15 protein-coding genes are annotated in these 16510 nt (G+C 67.3%); 8 read left to right on the top strand and 7 right to left on the bottom strand.

Features of this window, described 5'->3' with window-relative positions; all coding sequences use genetic code 11:
* Positions 1-6: 6 nt before the first annotated feature.
* Complete coding sequence (locus ACFSC3_RS10840) at positions 7-4623, top strand: NAD-glutamate dehydrogenase (RefSeq protein WP_380940418.1); 4617 nt, start codon at positions 7-9, stop codon at positions 4621-4623.
* Positions 4624-4949: 326 nt separating this feature from the next.
* On the opposite strand, the gene ACFSC3_RS10835 is transcribed toward ACFSC3_RS10840, so the two are convergent.
* From ACFSC3_RS10835 to ACFSC3_RS10820, 4 genes are all read right to left on the bottom strand, one after another.
* Positions 4950-5195, bottom strand: coding sequence for a ribbon-helix-helix domain-containing protein (locus ACFSC3_RS10835; RefSeq protein WP_380940417.1), 246 nt, complete (start codon positions 5193-5195; stop codon positions 4950-4952).
* 132 nt (positions 5196-5327) lie between these two features.
* On the bottom strand, positions 5328-7160 hold the full coding sequence (cobT, locus tag ACFSC3_RS10830; protein WP_380940415.1) for a cobaltochelatase subunit CobT: 1833 nt from the start codon (positions 7158-7160) through the stop codon (positions 5328-5330).
* Between the two features lie 4 nt (positions 7161-7164).
* Positions 7165-8169, bottom strand: coding sequence for a cobaltochelatase subunit CobS (cobS, locus tag ACFSC3_RS10825; protein WP_205497581.1), 1005 nt, complete (start codon positions 8167-8169; stop codon positions 7165-7167).
* A gap of 45 nt (positions 8170-8214) precedes the next feature.
* On the bottom strand, positions 8215-8889 hold the full coding sequence (locus ACFSC3_RS10820; protein WP_380940414.1) for a winged helix-turn-helix transcriptional regulator: 675 nt from the start codon (positions 8887-8889) through the stop codon (positions 8215-8217).
* A gap of 99 nt (positions 8890-8988) precedes the next feature.
* Here ACFSC3_RS10820 and ACFSC3_RS10815 point away from each other — a divergent pair, with 99 nt between their 5' ends.
* The 6 genes from ACFSC3_RS10815 to ACFSC3_RS10790 are packed head-to-tail and all read left to right on the top strand — an operon-like array spanning position 8989 to position 12614.
* Positions 8989-9402, top strand: a complete 414-nt coding sequence (locus ACFSC3_RS10815) for a VOC family protein (RefSeq protein ID WP_380940912.1) — start codon at positions 8989-8991, stop codon at positions 9400-9402.
* Positions 9403-9408: 6 nt separating this feature from the next.
* Positions 9409-10113 carry a glutathione S-transferase family protein gene (locus ACFSC3_RS10810; RefSeq protein WP_380940413.1) on the top strand — a complete coding sequence of 235 codons (705 nt, stop codon included), beginning with the start codon at positions 9409-9411 and terminating at the stop codon, positions 10111-10113.
* A complete protein-coding gene (locus ACFSC3_RS10805; protein WP_380940412.1) occupies positions 10110-10829 on the top strand; it encodes a DUF1428 domain-containing protein in 720 nt (239 codons plus the stop codon). The genes ACFSC3_RS10810 and ACFSC3_RS10805 overlap by 4 nt, the downstream gene beginning before the upstream one ends.
* A 14-nt stretch (positions 10830-10843) precedes the next feature.
* Positions 10844-11662, top strand: coding sequence for a VOC family protein (locus ACFSC3_RS10800; RefSeq protein ID WP_380940411.1), 819 nt, complete (start codon positions 10844-10846; stop codon positions 11660-11662).
* Positions 11659-12150 (top strand): VOC family protein, encoded by a 492-nt coding sequence (locus ACFSC3_RS10795; RefSeq protein WP_380940410.1) that lies wholly within the window; start codon positions 11659-11661, stop codon positions 12148-12150. Before ACFSC3_RS10800 ends, ACFSC3_RS10795 begins: the two co-directional genes overlap by 4 nt.
* A complete protein-coding gene (locus tag ACFSC3_RS10790) occupies positions 12147-12614 on the top strand; it encodes an SRPBCC domain-containing protein (protein WP_380940409.1) in 468 nt (155 codons plus the stop codon). Before ACFSC3_RS10795 ends, ACFSC3_RS10790 begins: the two co-directional genes overlap by 4 nt.
* A 19-nt stretch (positions 12615-12633) precedes the next feature.
* Here ACFSC3_RS10790 and pyrC read toward each other — a convergent pair whose 3' ends face one another.
* The gene (pyrC, locus tag ACFSC3_RS10785) at positions 12634-13674 is read right to left on the bottom strand and encodes a dihydroorotase (protein WP_380940408.1); all 1041 of its coding nucleotides are present in this window, start codon (positions 13672-13674) and stop codon (positions 12634-12636) included.
* 47 nt (positions 13675-13721) lie between these two features.
* Here pyrC and ygfZ point away from each other — a divergent pair, with 47 nt between their 5' ends.
* A complete protein-coding gene (ygfZ, locus tag ACFSC3_RS10780) occupies positions 13722-14450 on the top strand; it encodes a CAF17-like 4Fe-4S cluster assembly/insertion protein YgfZ (RefSeq protein ID WP_380940406.1) in 729 nt (242 codons plus the stop codon).
* Positions 14451-14496: 46 nt separating this feature from the next.
* Here the strand turns inward: ygfZ and ACFSC3_RS10775 are convergent, their stop codons facing one another.
* Both ACFSC3_RS10775 and ACFSC3_RS10770 read right to left on the bottom strand, forming a co-directional pair.
* Complete coding sequence (locus tag ACFSC3_RS10775) at positions 14497-15171, bottom strand: hypothetical protein (RefSeq protein ID WP_380940405.1); 675 nt, start codon at positions 15169-15171, stop codon at positions 14497-14499.
* Between the two features lie 139 nt (positions 15172-15310).
* Positions 15311-16459, bottom strand: a complete 1149-nt coding sequence (locus tag ACFSC3_RS10770) for an OmpA family protein (protein ID WP_380940404.1) — start codon at positions 16457-16459, stop codon at positions 15311-15313.
* Between the last annotated feature and the right edge of the window lie 51 nt (positions 16460-16510).

Below are 16510 nucleotides of genomic sequence, written 5' to 3'. Positions count from 1 at the left end.
GCGGGCATGGCAAACAAGACCAGTTCGCTGTCGGATGCACTCGCCGCCCGACTGATCGAAGGCGCCCTGCCGGGAGAGATCGAAGGCCTGACCGCGGCCGAGCGGGCGGAGGCGGCTGCCTTCGTCGCGCAGACCGCTGCCAGCCGTCCGCCCGGCACTCCGGCGATCGCACTTGAGGTGGTGGAGAGTGAGAATCATCGCCGCCGCATGCGCCTCGCCGTCGTCAATGACGACATGCCCTTCCTGGTCGATTCGATCGCCGCGACGATCGCCGCACACGACGTGCCCATCGACCGCGTGATCCATCCGGTCGTCCTCGCCAAGCGCGATGCCGAGGGCAAATTGCTCGCCATCGGCGAGGGCACGTTCGAATCGATGGTCTATATCGAGATGCACCGCGCCGACGCGCGCGTGCGTCGTGCGCTGGAAACCGAACTGGCGCGCAACCTCGCCCATGTCCGCAGCGCGGTCGCCGACTGGCCCGCACTTCAGGCCGCGATGCGCACCGACGCGTCGAAATTGGTCGGCGAAGGCAATATCGAAGGCGGCACGCTGCTGCAGTGGTTCAACGACCGCGCGATGACGCTGCTCGGCCATGAGACCTGGTTCCGCGACGGGCGGCGTGAGAATGCGCTGGGCATCGCGCGGCACGAATTCGACGTGCCCCTGCTTGCCGAACGCTCGCGTGGCACCGCGATCGAATTCTTCGAAAAGGGCGGCAGCGCGCCGCTGTTGCTGAAGTCGAACTGCATCGCGACCGTCCATCGTCGTGTGCCGCTCGATCTGGTCATCCTGCCGGTGCGCGAGGGCGGCAAGGTGACCGGCCTGTCGATGCACGCCGGCCTGTGGACATCCGGCGCGCTCCACGCCTCCCCTCGCGACGTGCCGGTGCTGCGCGAGCGGCTGGCGATGATGGAGGCCAAGTTCGGCTTCGATCCCAAGGGGCATACCGGCAAGGCGCTGACCCACGCGCTGACCGCCCTGCCCCACGACCTGACCACCGCCTTCCAGCCGGCCGAGCTCGAACGCCTGGCGCTGACCGCGATGAGCCTGGCGGATCGTCCGCGTCCGAAGCTGGAGATGGTGAAATCGGCGCTCGGCCGGCACATCTTCGCCTTCGTCTGGCTGCCGCGCGACGATGTGACGACCGCGCGCCGCCTGGCGATCGGCGACATGCTGGCGAAGGCGGCGGATGCGACCGTGCTCAACTGGTCGATCGCGCTGGAGGACGGCGTGGTCGCCCTGCTGCGCTACACGCTCGACGTGCGCGAAAGCGGGAAGACGCCCGACGTGCCCGCGCTCGATGCCGAGCTGGAGCGGATGGTGCGCGGCTGGGTGCCGGCGATCGAAGCGGCGCTGATCGAACAGGTCGGCGACACCCGCGGCACCCGCCTGACGCTGCGTTTCGCCAACGCCTTCCCCAACGGTTACCGGATGCACTATCCGCCCGAGGCGGCGGCGCAGGACATCCTGCAACTGGGCGAACTGGCCGGCCCGGACAGCCGGTCGATCCGCATCACACCCGCCGCAAATCCCGATGAGCGGCGCGTGAAGCTCTACCGGCTGGGCGGCGCACTCGCGCTGTCGGATGCTGTCCCGGTGTTCGAGAATTTCGGCTTCCGCGTGATCGAGGAAGTACCGGTCGCGCTGGCGGATGCGGACGGCGCGTTTGTGCACGATTTCCTGGTATCGCTGCCGGCCGACGCCAATTTCGACACCGCGACCGTAGAGGCTGCGGTCGGCGCGGTGCTGGAGGGGCGCGGCGAGAACGACGCGTTCAACCGCCTGATCGTCGAAGCGGCGATGGACCCCAAGGCGGTCGTGCTGTTCCGCGCCTGGTTCCGCTATCTGCGTCAGGCCGGCCTCACCTATGGCCTGGTCACCGTCGTCGATGCGATCCGCCGCGCGCCGAAGGTCGCGACCGCGCTGATCGAGCGGTTCGTCGCGGCGCATGATCCGATGGCGACCGACCGCGACGCGCGCATCGCCGCGGCCGATCGCGCGGTGCTCGACGGACTCGACAAGGTCGCCGGCGTCGACGACGATCGCATCCTGCGCACCATCCACGGGGTCATCCTGGCGACGCTGCGCACCAACGCCTTCGCACCGGCCGCGGCCGAGGCGCTGGCGTTCAAGCTCGATTCGGCGAAGGTGCCCGGCCTGCCCAAGCCGCTGCCGTGGCGCGAGATCTGGGTGTACTCCCCACGCGTCGAGGGCATCCACCTGCGTGCCGGCCCGGTCGCGCGTGGAGGCTTGCGCTGGTCCGACCGCCGCGACGACTTCCGCACCGAAATCCTGGGGCTGATGAAGGCACAGCGCGTGAAGAACGCGGTGATCGTGCCGACCGGCGCGAAGGGCGGCTTCTACGCGAAGCAGCTGCCCAACCCGGCGATCGATCGCGACGCATGGTTCGCAGAGGGGACCGAGAGCTACCGGATCTTCATCCGCACATTGCTGTCGATCACCGACAACCTCGTCGAGAACAAGGTCGTTCATCCTGAGAGCGTGACCGTGCTCGACGGCGACGATCCCTATTTCGTCGTCGCCGCCGACAAGGGCACAGCGACATTCAGCGACGTCGCCAACGCGATCGCGCTGGAGCGTGGCTTCTGGCTGGGCGACGCCTTCGCCTCCGGCGGCTCGGTCGGCTATGACCACAAGGCGATGGGCATCACCGCCAAGGGCGCCTGGGTATCGGTCCAGCGCCACTTCGCCGAGAAGGGCGTCGACGTACAGACGCAACCAATCGACGTCGTCGGCTGCGGCGACATGTCGGGCGACGTGTTCGGCAACGGCATGCTGCTGTCGAAGGCGATCCGCCTGGTCGCCGCCTTCGACCACCGCCACATCTTCCTCGACCCCGCGCCCGATCCCGCGGCGTCGTGGGAAGAGCGCAACCGCATGTTCGCCCTGCCGCGCTCCAGCTGGGCGGATTACGACGCCAAGCTGATCTCCAAGGGCGGCGGCGTGTTCTCGCGCACCGAAAAGTCGGTCAAGCTGTCGAAGGAAGCTGCCGCCGTGCTGGGCCTGGAGCCAGGCGAGATCGAGCCGGCCGCGCTCATCTCCGCGATCCTCAAGGCCCCCGTCGACCTGATCTGGTTCGGCGGTATCGGCACTTATGTGAAGGCGCGTGCGGAGAATAATGCGACCGTCGGCGACCCCGCCAACGACCGTCTGCGCGTCGATGCCGAGGATCTTCGTGCGACTGCGATCGGCGAAGGCGCCAATCTGGGCGTCACGCAGGCCGCGCGTATCGCGTTCGCCGAGCGTGGCGGGCGGATCAACACCGACTTCATCGACAATTCGGCCGGCGTCGATTGTTCGGATAACGAGGTCAACATCAAGATCGCGCTGAACCGCGAGATGGCCGAAGGGCGCCTGGCCGAGGACAAGCGCAACGCGCTGCTCGCCAGCATGACCGACGACGTCGCGCATCTGGTGCTGGAGGACAACCGCCTCCAGACGCTGGCGCTGTCGATCATGGAGAATGACGGCGCGATCGCGGTGCCGAGCTATGTCCGCACGATCGAGATGATGGAGGCGTCGGGCCGCCTCGACCGCGCGGTCGAGGGGCTGGCGAGCAACGAGGAATATCTGCGGCGTGCGCAGGAGGGCGGGCATCTGACCCGGCCCGAACTCGCCGTGCTGCTGGCGACCGCCAAGCTAGCGCTGCAGGACGCGATCGAGCAGCGCAAGCTGGGCCTCGACGACGAATTGAAGCCCGACCTGCACGCCGCCTTCCCGCCGGCGATGCGCTCTGCGCATGCGGCAGCGATCGACGCGCACCGCCTGCGCGGCGAGATCGTCGCGACCAAGCTCGCCAATCGCATCGTCAACCGGCTGGGCGTGCTCAACCCGTTCGAGCTGGCCGAGGAGGAAGGCGCGGCGATGGGCGACATCGCGGCGATGTTCGTCGCGGCCGAACGCCTGTTCGACCTGCCTGCGCTGTGGGAAGCGATCGAGACCGCCGCCATTCCCGAAGGCGCCCGCATCGCGCTGTTCGAGGAAGTCGCGGTCGCGACGCGCTCGCAGATCGCCGACCTGCTGCGCGCGGCCAAGCCGGGTGAAGGGCCGGGCGACGTCGTCGCGCGATTGAAGCCGCAGATCGACGCGCTCGACCGCCAGACCGCCGACCTGCTGCGCGCCGAAGTCCGTGCCGGCAGCGACCGCATCGTCGAGCGGCTGGAAGCCGCCGGCGCGCCCAAGCCTTTGGTCCGCCGCACCGTCCGCCTGTTCGAGCTGGACGGCGTCGTCGGCCTCGCCGACTTGGGCCAGCGCAGCGGCGCGGACGAGACGCGGCTGACGCATGCCTTCACCCATCTGGGTCAGGCGCTGGGCCTCGACTGGGCGCAGACGACCGCGGCGCGGGTGACGACGGGAGATCCGTGGGAACGCCTGCTGATCGCAGGGCTGGCGCGCGACTTCCAGCAGCTGCGTCTGGACTTCCTGGCGCGGCATGCGGGTCAGGATCCGGAAAAGGCGGTCGATGCGTGGCTGGTCGACAATGCCGCGCGGGTGACCCAATTCGCGGACCTCGTCCGGCGGGCGCGCGCGGCAGCGACGCCGAACGCGGCGATGCTGGCACAGATCGCGAGCCAGGCGCGGGTTTTGCTGGGGCGGTAAGGGGCCGCCCCTCCCCCGTTCGTGCAGAGCGAAGTCGAAGCACCGTTCTGCGATACGCCCGCGCATCGCTCGCGGCACGAAGGACGGTGCTTCGACTTCGCTCAGCACGAACGGGATTGATAAGCATCAGTAGTGCTCCCGCGCAGGCGGGAGCCCAGGGTTACAGCGGACCTCGCTGGTGGCTCTAGGCTCCCGCCTGCGCGAGAGCACGGGTGGCTGGACAGCCTCTCCATACACGTCATCCCGGGCTCGACCCGGGATCCAGGGCCACGAGCGACGTGGCCCGCCGCTCTGGATGCCGGATCAGGTCCGGCATGACGGGAAGTTTACCGCATCGCTCGGTCGAACAACCACGTCCTGAGCGCACTCGCCAAATTCGGCGGCTCGTCCGCGGCAATCCGCAGCACATCGATCTGCGCGATGAGCGCGTTGAGCGGTAGCGCCGCCTCAACAGCCGCCTGCTCCAGCGCGGTCCAGAACACCGGTTCCAGGCTGATCGACGTCTGGTGTCCGGCGATCGTCACCGACCGCTTCACCGGCCCGACGAAGCCGCCTGCGGGTCGGTCAATCATGCATCAAAGCGCCGACAGGCCACACGCCCCCCGCCCCCGTTCGCCCTGAGCCTGTCGAAGGGCAGCCATACGCGAGCGAGCCGCTTGCGGCACCACGCCCTTCGACAGGCTCAGGGCGAACGGTAAAAACCATCACACTGCATCATCGAACAGCCCGGCCAGCTGCTCGATCATCGTGCCAGCCAATTGCTCGACGTCCATGATCGTCACCGCACGGCTGTAATAGCGCGTCACGTCATGCCCGATGCCGATCGCGACCAGCTCGACCGGCGACCGGCTTTCGATCCAGCCGATGACCTGCCGCAGATGCCGCTCCAGATACGCCCCAGAATTCACGCTCAAGGTAGAATCGTCGACCGGCGCACCGTCCGAAATGACCATCAGAATGCGGCGATCCTCGGGCCGGGCGATCAGACGGCCGTGCGCCCACAGCAGCGCCTCGCCGTCGATGTTCTCCTTCAGCAACCCTTCGCGCATCATCAGGCCCAGCGCGCGCTTCGCCCGCCGCCACGGCTCGTCGGCCTGTTTGTAGATGATGTGGCGAATGTCGTTCAGCCGCCCCGGCTGCGGCGGGCGCCCTGCGGCCAGCCATGCCTCGCGCGCCTGTCCGCCCTTCCACGCGCGGGTGGTGAAGCCGAGGATCTCGACCTTCACGCCGACGCGCTCCAGCGTGCGCGCCAATATGTCCGCGCTGATCGCGGCGATGCTGATCGGCCGTCCGCGCATCGACCCCGAATTGTCGATCAGGATCGTGACGATCGTGTCCTTGAACTCGGTATCGCGCTCGCGCTTGTAGCTCAGCGACAGCATCGGATTGACGATAATCCGCGCCAGCCGTGCAGCGTCCAGGATGCCTTCTTCCTGATCGAAGTCCCACGACCGCGACTGCTGCGCCATCAGCTTGCGCTGCAACCGGTTGGCGAGCTTGGTGACGACACCCTGCAAGTGGACGAGCTGCTGGTCGAGATATGCCCGCAGCCGGTCGAGTTCCTCGGCGTCGCACAGGTCGGTCGCTGCGATCTCTTCGTCGAATTTGCGGGTGAAGGGCTTGTAGTCGAACTGCGGCGACAGGTCGCTGAACGGGCGGTTCGGGCGGACCGGCTGCATGCCGTCGTCGCCCTCGTCGCCGGGTTCGCCATCGACGTCGTCGAAGCTGTCCTCGCCCTGCTCGCTGCCTTCGCCATCGTCGGTGTCGGACTCGCGCTGCTCGCCGCGCGCCTCGACCTGGCCCTCGCCCTGGTCGCCGCCGTCCTCGTTGTCGTCGCCTTCGTCGGGGCGCTCGTCCTCGCTGCCTTCGTCGTCGTCGCCGCTCTCGTCATCCTCCTGCGGCAGGACTTCGCCCTCGACCAGATCGAGGTCTTCGAGCAGCTTGCCGACCAGCCGCGCGAAGGCCTGCTGGTCGTCGATCGCAAAGGCCAGCGCGTCGAGATCGGCGCCCGCCCTCGCCTCGATATCCTCGCGTACCATCGCCAAGCCCGCCGCGGCGGACGCCGGCGCCTCGCGTCCGGTCAGCCGCTCGCGCACCATCAGTGCGACCGCGCTCGACAACGGCACCTCGTCCGCATTGCGCGCCCGCGCGATCGGGTCGGACTTCATCCGCATGGCAAGCGCGCGGTCGAGGTTCGCGGCGATGCCGGCATAGCCCTTCGACCCGACCGCCTCGACCCGCGCGGTCTCCACCGCATCGAACACCGCCCGCGCCACCGCCTCATGCGGCGCCCCGCGCTGGTGGAGCGTGGTGTCGTGATGCTTCAGCCGCAGCGAGAAGCTGTCGGCAAAGCCCCGCGCCTCCGCCACCTGCTCGGCCGGCAACGTCCGCGCCGGCATCGGCACCTTCAGATGCCGCCCGGCCTGCGTCGGTGCGTCGGCGGTGAAGGCCAGCTCCACGTCCTGCCGCTCGGCCAGCGCGCGCGACGTGCCGGCGAGGACGGACTTGAACCGGTCGAGAGGAGTTTCGGTCGCCAAGCCGTCAGGCCTTCGCCGCCACGCTCTCGGGCAGGTCCTTGCCGAACACGCGCTGGTAATATTCCGCGACCAACGACTTCTCCGCCTCGTCGCACTTGTTGAGGAACGACAGGCGGAAGGCGAAGCCGACGTCGCCGAAGATCAGCGTGTTCTGCGCCCAGGTGATGACGGTGCGCGGGCTCATGACGGTCGAGATGTCGCCGTTGATGAAGCCCTTGCGGGTCAGGTCGGCGACGCGGACCATGTTGTCGACCTGTTCCTTGCCGCCGGGCTTGTCATACTCGCCCGACTTGGCGAGCACGATCTGCGCTTCGGTCTGGGCAGGCAGATAGTTCAGGCCGACGACGATGTTCCAGCGGTCCATCTGACCCTGATTGATCTGCTGGGTGCCGTGGTAGAGCCCGCTGGTATCGCCCAGGCCGACCGTGTTGGCGGTTGCGAACAAGCGGAACCAGGGGTTGGGGCGGATGACGCGGTTCTGGTCGAGCAAGGTCAGCTTGCCCTCCGTCTCCAGCACGCGCTGAATGACGAACATCACGTCCGGCCGCCCGGCGTCATATTCGTCGAACACCAGCGCGGTCGGGGTCTGCAGCGCCCAAGGCAGCAGCCCTTCGCGGAATTCGGTGACCTGCTGGCCGTCCTTCAGCACGATCGCGTCGCGGCCGATCAGGTCGATGCGGCTGATGTGCGCGTCCAGGTTGATGCGGATGCACGGCCAGTTCAGGCGCGCGGCGACCTGTTCGATGTGGGTCGACTTGCCGGTGCCGTGATAGCCCTGCACCATCACGCGGCGGTTGTGCGCGAAGCCGGCGAGGATCGCGAGCGTCGTGTCAGCGTCGAAGACATAGGCCGGGTCGAGATCGGGCACGCGCTCGTCCGCCTCGCTGAACGCCGGCACCTTCATGTCGATATCGATGCCGAACATCTCGCGGACCGACACTTCCTTGTCGGGCGCCTCCAGAATGGTCGTGTCGCGGCTGTCGGGCTGGGTATTGGGAATGTCGGTCATCGGAAGCCTTTCGAGGCAAGCCCTACAGGAAGCGCTAGAACGCGTTCAAGTGATCCTGGCCTTCTCGGGCATCGGAAAAAATTGTCCGAGCCGCTCGGCGAGCGCACGGTCGCCCTCGACGGTGATCAGTCCGTCCGCCTCCAGTGCCGTCAGCGGCACACCGGCATAGACCAGCGCGGCGACGCCGCCCGTCTGGCCACCGAAGACAATGTGCGGGTCGCTCGGCAGGCCGCGGCCCAGCGTCACGGCGCCGTGATCGATCGTCCAGTGGAACGTCTCGTCGCCATAGCGAAAGCCCAGCCGTGCGACGAGATCGCCCGCGGCGGCAGTGTCGATCATCGTGCGAAGCGACAGCATCAGCGACACCGGGCTGAACGGCTTCGTCGGGTCGTGCAGCGGCGATCGCGCCGCCCAGCGGCCCAGCGCCTGGAATACCGGCCCCGCCTGCTGTCCCCATTCGGTCAGGCCATAGACCTGCACGCTGGCGGGCGGCGGCAGTTTCTCGCGCCGGACGATGCCCGCCGCCTCCAGATCGCCGAGCCGCTGGGTCAGCACATTCGCGCTGATCGCCGGCAGGCTCTTGCGCAACTCCCCGAACCGCCGCGGCCCCAGCATCAGCTCGCGCATGATCGGCAATGCCCAGCGCTCGCCGATGATGTCCATGCCGTGGGTCGCGGCACAGGCATCGTCATATCGGCGCTTCGCGGCGTCCTGTCGCATGTTAGTTACTTTATCTAACGACACAGTTGTCTTTTCTAACCACGCGGTTCAGATATGCCTGCAACGAGTCGCGATCAAGGGAGAGGGTCTGTGCCGAAGATGATTTTCGTGAACCTGCCGGTGGCGAACGCCGCCGCGGCAGCGACCTTCTACGAAGCGATCGGCTTTACGAAGAACGAGATGTTCTCGAACGACCGGGCGTCGGCGATGGTGTGGTCGGACACGATCAACGTCATGCTGCTGGAGCGCGATTTCTACGCGACCTTCACGACCAAGCCGATCATCGACGCCAAGACGACCAGCGGCGTGCTGCTGGCGCTCAATTTCGACGCGCGCGAAGAGGTGGACGCGATCACCCAGGCGGCGCTGGCGGCGGGCGGGCGCGAGCTGCACGATCCCGAGGACGAAGGCTTCATGTACAGCCGCGCGTTCGAGGATCTCGACGGCCATGGCTGGGGCCCGTTCATGATGGACATGACGGCGGCAGAGGCGCAGTTTTCCGACGAGGGGTAAGCCGCGATGCGACCGACGATCACCGCGTTCGACTGGGTGCCCGATTTCGCGAAAGGCCAGGTTCGCGACCTGCGGGTCCGCTGGGCACTCGAAGAAGTCGGCCAGGCCTATGACGTCGTCTATCTGGCGCAGGGCGAGCAGAAGGCTCCACCCCATCGCGGACGCCAGCCGTTCGGTCAGGTGCCGACCTACCAAGTCGGTGATCTGACGCTGTTCGAATCCGGCGCGATCGTCCAGCATATCGCCGACACGCACGACGGCCTGTTTCCGCCCGACCCGAACGGCCGTGCCCGCGCGATCGAATGGATGTACGCCGCGCTCAACACCGTCGAGCCGCCGGTGATGGACCATGCCATCGCGACGTTGTTCGAAGCCGACAAGCCGTGGTCGAAGCCGCGCCTGCCCTCCATCCTGCACCGCATCGATGCGCGCTTCGGCGAATTGTCCGACCGGCTGGGCGACAAGACGTGGCTGGACGGCGACGTCTTCACGGCCGGCGATCTGCTGATGATCGCGGTCCTGCGTATCCTGGAGGGGGAGCCGGTGCTGGACGCCTATCCGACGCTGGTCGCCTATGTCGCCCGCGGCACCGCGCGGCCGGCGTTCCGGCGCGCGCTGGACGCCCAGATGGCGGGCTTCACCGGCACCCCGCCGCCCGCCGTGATCGCATGGCTCGAAAAACAAAAGGCTCAGCAAGGAGAGACGGCATGACCTATATCGAAGGGTTCCTGACGCCGGTGCCGACCGCGAACCGCGACCGCTATCTTGACCATGCCCGCGCCGCCGTTCCGATGTTCAAGGACTTCGGGGCCGCGCGGATGGTCGAGGCCTGGGGCGAGGATGTGCCGCGGGGCCAGCGCAACGACCTATGGATGGCGGTCGCGGCCGAGGAGGGCGAAGCGGTCGTCTTCTCGTGGTTCGAATATCCCGACAAGGCGACGCGCGATGCGGCGAATGCCAGGATGATGGCCGACCCGCGCCTTGCCGAAATGATGCAGGACATGCCGTTCGATGGCGGCCGCATGATCATGGGCGGGTTCGATAGCGTCAGCGACGCCGGCTCCGGCTCCGGTCGTAACGCAGGCTTCATCGACGGCGTCGTACTGCCGCTCAAAGCCGATGCGCGGGAAACGTACCGCGACTTCGCATCGTCGCTTGCCCCGATCTTTCTCGAATTCGGCGCGCTGCGCGTGCTGGATGCGGTCGCCGACGATGTCCCGACCGGCGAGCGCACCGACTTCTATCGCGCGGTCTGTGCCGAGAAAGGTGAGCCCCCCGCCTTCGGCTTCGTCGAATGGCCCGACCGCGCCACGCGCGACGCCGGCTGGAACGCGATCATGGCCGATCCGCGGATGCAGGATCAGACCCCGCCGTTCGACGGCAAGCGCATGATCTTCGGCGGCTTCGCTGTGATCGTCGACGCCTGAACAGGAGAGACACCATGGCCAACGCCAACGGGACCCCGATCTGGTTCGAGCTCAACACGCCCGACGCTGCCGCCGCTCAGGATTTCTACACCGCGGTCGCCGGCTGGAACATCGCCCCCTCGCCGATGACCGAGCATTGCGGCTACCGCATTGCCAGTACGGCCAGCGGCACCGGCGTCGCCGGCCTGATGACCCCGCCCCCCGGCGCTCCGGCATCGAGCGGCTGGACGACCTATTTCGGGGTGGACGACGTCGATGGCTTCGCCGCGAAGATCGTCGATCTGGGCGGCACGATCACCTTCGGCCCGATGGACATTCCCCATGTCGGCCGCTTTGCGATCGCGACCGATCCACAAGGCGTCGTCTTCGTCGTGATGAAAGGCGACAGTGCCGAGGATAGCCATGCCTTCTCGCAGGGCGATGGCGACGCGTCGCTGGGCCATGCCGTGTGGATCGAACTCGCCACACCCGATCCCGACGCGGCCTTCGCCTTCTACGGCGCACTGTTCGGTTGGGAAAAGGCCGGCGCGATGCCGATGGGACCGGCGGGCGACTATGGATTCATCGGCGACAGCGCGGCCGGCGCGGACTGTCCGGACGGCCAACCGACCGGGCCCGGCGCGATCATGTCGAGCACCCTGACCAGCGCTCCCGCTCGCTGGAACTGGTATGTTCGCATCGCCGACATCGACGCCGCCGTCGCGACCGTAAAGGATCGCGGCGGGGCGGTGCTGCACGGCCCCAACGAGGTTCCTGGCGGCGACTATACCGCCAGCATCACCGATCCGCACGGCAACCAGATCGGCCTGGTCGGCAAGCGCGTGGAGGCATGACGGTGCAGAAGCTGACGACCGTGCTATGGTTCGACCATGGCGAAGCGCGCAAGGCCGCCGAATTCTATGCGGCGACCTTCCCCGACAGCCACGTCGGCCCGGCGGCGGATGCGCCCACCGACTTCCCCGGCGGCCATGCCGGCGCGGAGATCACCGTCGACTTCACCGTCCTCGGCCGCGCCTTTTCCGGCCTCAACGGTGGCCCGAACTTCACGCCGAACGAAGCGGTCAGCTTTATGGTGGTGACCAAGGATCAGGCTGAAACCGACCTTTATTGGGATGCGATCGTCGGCAACGGCGGTCAGGAAAGCGCGTGCGGCTGGTGCAAGGATCGCTGGGGCTTCTCGTGGCAGATCACGCCGCGTACGCTGCTCGACGCGCTTCAGGCCGGCGGTGCGGAGGCCTCCCGCGCGTTCGAAGCGATGATGACCATGCACAGGATCGACGTCGCCGCGATCGATGCCGCCCGCCGGAGAGAGCCGTCATGACCGACCCACGTGAACTGCGCATCGACCGTGTCATCGACGCGCCGGTCGATATCGTCTGGCGCGCCTGGACCGAGCACGGCGCCGAATGGTTCTGCCCGCAGCCCTGGCGCGCGGAGATCGTCGAACAGGACCTGCGCCCCGGTGGCCGATCCGCGATGGTCATGCATGGCCCGGCCGGCGAACGAAACGCGATCGAGGGCGTCATCCTCAACGCCGTCCCTGGGCGCCTGATCGTCTCGACCGACGCCTTCACCCACGGCTGGCACCCCGCCGGCCCGTTCATGGTACGGATCGACCGCTTCGATCCCGACCCGAACGATCCGGCAAAGACCCGCTACAGCGCCATCGCCCGCCACTGGACCGCAGAAGCCGCCGAAAAGCACAAGGCGATGGGCTTCGAGTCCGGCTGGTCCGCCGCCACCGATCAGCTGGAGGCAGTGGCCAAGCGGCTGGCTGCGGGCTGACCCGTCGTCCGGCGGGTGGTCAGTCGACCATCCGCCACGCCAACGTCTCGCCCGCGCGGAACGGTACGACATGGCTCTCCCCCGCCCCGAACTGCTCGGGCACGTCGAGCGGCGCACGCTCCAGCGTCACCGTACCTTCGTTCAGCGGCAAGCCGTAGAAGCGTGCGCCGTTCTCGCTCGCGAACCCCTCGAACCGGTCGAGCGCATCGTCCTGGTCGAACACCTCGGCATAGAGTTCCAGTGCGGTCAGCGCACTGAAGATGCCCGCGCATCCGCACGCTGACAGCTTCGCCTCGACCATGTGCGGCGCGGTATCGGTGCCCAGGAAGATGTTGCGCGCCCCGCCCGTCACCGCCGCGCGCACGGCGACCCGGTGGGCCTCGCGCTTGGCGACCGGCAGGCAATAGGCGTGCGGGCGCAGGCCTCCAGCGAAGATCGCATTGCGATTGATGACCAGATGCTGCGGCGTGACCGTAGCGCCGATCCGCCCGCCTGGATTGTCGAGTGCAAACGCCGCCGCCTCGGCCGTCGTGATATGCTCCATCACCACCTTCAGCGCTGGAAAATCCGCCAGCATCGGCGTTAGTACCCGGTCGATGAACACCGCCTCGCGGTCGAAGATATCGACCGCCGGATCGGTCACTTCGCCGTGGACGAGCAGCGGCATGCCGATCGCCTGCATCGCCTCCAGCACGGGCGCGATATGCGCGATGCTGGTGACGCCATGCGCCGAATTGGTCGTGGCGTGCGCAGGGTAGAGCTTGCAGGCGGTGAATACCCCGCTCTCGAAGCCGCGGCGCACCTCCGCCGGGTCGGTCGCATCGGTCAGATAGCAGGTCATCAGCGGAACGAAGTTCACCCCCGCCGGCAGCGCCGCCAGGATGCGCGCACGATAGGCCTCGGCCGCGGCGACATCGGTCACCGGCGGTGACAGGTTCGGCATCACGATGGCGCGTCCGAACTGACGCGCCGTCGGCGGCGCCACGGCCTTGAGCATCGCCCCGTCACGCAGATGGACATGCCAGTCGTCGGGCCGGCGGATGGTGAGGCGATCGAGCATCTGGTGTTCCCGCTTGGAAATGGTCGCGGGCGGCTTACCTAGCTCTTATGGCCGACACCACCCTTGCCGACCGCCGCGTGCTGCGCATCGCCGGCGACGATCCCCGCGCCTTCCTGCAAGGCCTGGTCACGCAGGATCTGGCGAGCGTCACGCCGATGACCCCGCAATGGGCCGGTCTGCTGACGCCGCAGGGCAAGGCGCTGTTCGATTTCCTCCTGTGGGACGGCGGCGACGACAGCATCCTCGTCGATTGCGAAGCCGGTCAGGCCGACGCCCTCGCCCGCCGCCTGACGCTCTACCGCCTCCGCCGCGCGATCGAAGTGACGGCGACCGATCTGGCGGTCCATTGGTGCCGTACCGACGACACCGGCATCGTTGACCCCCGCCTTCCCGACCTCGGCCGACGCTGGCTGGACGCCGCAACCGATGGCGACGCGTCATCGGCATGGCGTGCCCACCGGCTGTCGCTGGGCGTGACTGAGGGGGCCGAGGAACTTGGTCAGGATGCGACGCTCTGGCTCGAATGCAACGCGCGCGAACTGAACGGCGTCAGCTTCACCAAGGGCTGCTACGTTGGACAGGAGAACACCGCCCGCATGCATCATCGTTCGAAGGTCAACCGGCGACTGGTCGTCGCGCCGCTCGGCGACGGCGGCGACCGCATCCGCGCACGGTATCCGGATCTGTCGCTGATGGTCGAACTCCGCCGCGTGGACACGCTTGGCGACGCGCTGCGACCGGCGTGGCTGGAGGCAGCGCTGACCGCCGACGCCTGATCCGTGGGCTGACGAGACGGCGTACGGAACCGTCCGGGGTGTCACGTCAATTTGCGCCGCCATCCGCTACGCGTCCCAACACGAGCCCGGTCACGCAGTCGCGTTGGCCGACATCGATCGACACGTTTGACCGTCCGCGACGCAGGATCGTGCGCGGGCTCGACATGCCATGCGTCGGAACGACGATGACCGTTTCGGAACGCCAGCCGTAGCGGCGGCCAGCGCCGACAACAGCGTCCATTGCCAGCGAGCAGGGGCTGTTCAACGGCTTCGTCGGCATCATCGTCAGATCGACCGTGATTTCGCCACGGGTCTTCGGGTCGATCAACCTCGGGCGCAAACCCGCCCGGAAGCGCGGTCGACGCCACGCATCCAGCGGAAAGAATTGCTCCGTGAAGGTAATCGTGGCCTGCCATCCCCCATCGGTGCCGTTCATGGATGCGGTGTAGCGCGCTGAGCGAGGATCATCGTAGGACGCGGCAAGTCGCGGGATGGAAAGACGTTGCTCGACGGCATCGATGCTCAAGGCCTTTTCAGGAAGTGCGAGCAGGGACACGAAACGCCGGAAAAGCTGCCGCTCGTCGTAATCGCACGACACGATCGCTGTCCGGCGGAGCCTTGAGAACGAGGATTGTTCGTGACCTGTCGTGTCGCACGAACTCGCGCCCGGCACACCGCTCGACAGGAAAGCTGCGACAATCGAAGCAAAACCGGCTGTCATGACCAGAACCTAACAGCCAGAGGATCAGCGGCAAGACCGACCGATCTCTCAGCGCCACTGCACCGATCGACAAACAAAAAGGGAGGCCGGATCGCTCCGACCTCCCCTTCTGTCTTAACCCGAGAACCGGGCCAGTGGATTACATCCCCGAGCCAGGCCCGTAGGTGATTTCCACGCGGCGGTTCTGGAGCTCGCGGACGCCATCGGCAGTCTCGACGCGCGGACGGCTTTCGCCGAACGCTTCCGACGAGATCACACCGTCGCTGATACCGCGGCCGGTCAGGTACGAACGGACCGAGTCCGCGCGACGCTGCGACAGGCCGACGTTGTAGCTCGCCGAACCCGAACGGTCGGCGTGGCCAGCCAGCATGACCTGCGCGTTACCGCAGTTCTGGTACGCCGACACGGCGTTGTCCAGAATGCCCGACGCTTCCGGCGTGATGTCCGAGCGATCCCACTCGAAGAACACGATGTACGGCCCAGGCGTGCACGTCACTGCCGGAGGCGGCGGCGGCGGCGGGGGCGGAGGAGGCGGCGGCGGCGGGGGCGGCGGCGGCGGCGGGGGCGGCGGAGCCGGTTCCGCACCACCGAAGTTGTAGGTCAGGCCACCCATCAGGCTGTGCGAACGGTAACGACCGTCGAACGTACGGCCGGTCACGTCGACCAGACGAACGTCGTCGGCGTTGAAGAAGCGATACTTCAGCGTCGCGTCCAGGTGATCGCCGAGCGGTGCACGCACGCCGGCCAGAGCCTGCCATGCGAAGACCGTGTCGGAATCGTCGAGGAACGCACCGCGGCGGTTCAGCGAATAGTTATCCGCCTTCACACGAGCGACACCGACACCACCGCCAACGAAGCCCTGCACGCCGTCATCGTCACCGAAGTCGAGCAGGCCGTTGACCATGAAGCTCAGCGCCGACGTACGGCCACCAGCATAGTCGAAATTGTTAGCGCCGATGCTGCCCAGAGCACCGGTGGTGCCATAGACCGGCGTGGTCACGCTCGAACGATAGCCATCGACGTTCGCCTGACGATAGCCGACCTCGGCTTCAGCACGGAACATGCCGAAGTCGTAACCGATGACGCCATCGACGTCCCAGCCATATTTGTGATCGACGGTCGCGGCGTTGGCGGTGGTTACGCCAGCTGCGGTTCGGATGTCGAAGTCGATGTCTTCGACGATCATCGCACCGCCCTCGACGCCAACGTACCACGAATCATCGCGGGCGAAGGCGGGAGTGGCCAGCGCGGTAGATGCAAGCGCCATCATGACGGCAAGCTTCCGCATAAGTTCCCCTTTCTTGGTTGTCACTACGGACAGCGCAAACTCACTAAACCG

The sequence above is a fragment of the Sphingomonas floccifaciens genome, assembly GCF_042681125.1.
Taxonomy (GTDB): domain Bacteria; phylum Pseudomonadota; class Alphaproteobacteria; order Sphingomonadales; family Sphingomonadaceae; genus Sphingomonas; species Sphingomonas floccifaciens.
Note: the sequence above shows the minus strand (reverse complement) of the source record. Positions and strands in the feature narration are given on the sequence as shown.

Excerpts from the sequence above, each read along its gene's own strand:
- ACFSC3_RS10800 (WP_380940411.1), top strand. The coding sequence starts at position 10,844 with ATGGCCAACGCCAACGGGACCCCGATCTGGTTCGAGCTCAACACGCCC.
- ygfZ (WP_380940406.1), top strand. The coding sequence starts at position 13,722 with ATGGCCGACACCACCCTTGCCGACCGCCGCGTGCTGCGCATCGCCGGC.
- ACFSC3_RS10810 (WP_380940413.1), top strand. The coding sequence starts at position 9,409 with ATGCGACCGACGATCACCGCGTTCGACTGGGTGCCCGATTTCGCGAAA.
- cobS (WP_205497581.1), bottom strand. The coding sequence starts at position 8,169 with ATGACCGACATTCCCAATACCCAGCCCGACAGCCGCGACACGACCATT.
- ACFSC3_RS10815 (WP_380940912.1), top strand. The coding sequence starts at position 8,989 with ATGATTTTCGTGAACCTGCCGGTGGCGAACGCCGCCGCGGCAGCGACC.
- ACFSC3_RS10805 (WP_380940412.1), top strand. The coding sequence starts at position 10,110 with ATGACCTATATCGAAGGGTTCCTGACGCCGGTGCCGACCGCGAACCGC.
- ACFSC3_RS10775 (WP_380940405.1), bottom strand. The coding sequence starts at position 15,171 with ATGACAGCCGGTTTTGCTTCGATTGTCGCAGCTTTCCTGTCGAGCGGT.
- ACFSC3_RS10790 (WP_380940409.1), top strand. The coding sequence starts at position 12,147 with ATGACCGACCCACGTGAACTGCGCATCGACCGTGTCATCGACGCGCCG.
- ACFSC3_RS10770 (WP_380940404.1), bottom strand. The coding sequence starts at position 16,459 with ATGCGGAAGCTTGCCGTCATGATGGCGCTTGCATCTACCGCGCTGGCC.
- ACFSC3_RS10820 (WP_380940414.1), bottom strand. The coding sequence starts at position 8,889 with ATGCGACAGGACGCCGCGAAGCGCCGATATGACGATGCCTGTGCCGCG.
- ACFSC3_RS10795 (WP_380940410.1), top strand. The coding sequence starts at position 11,659 with ATGACGGTGCAGAAGCTGACGACCGTGCTATGGTTCGACCATGGCGAA.
- ACFSC3_RS10835 (WP_380940417.1), bottom strand. The coding sequence starts at position 5,195 with ATGATTGACCGACCCGCAGGCGGCTTCGTCGGGCCGGTGAAGCGGTCG.
- ACFSC3_RS10840 (WP_380940418.1), top strand. The coding sequence starts at position 7 with ATGGCAAACAAGACCAGTTCGCTGTCGGATGCACTCGCCGCCCGACTG.
- pyrC (WP_380940408.1), bottom strand. The coding sequence starts at position 13,674 with ATGCTCGATCGCCTCACCATCCGCCGGCCCGACGACTGGCATGTCCAT.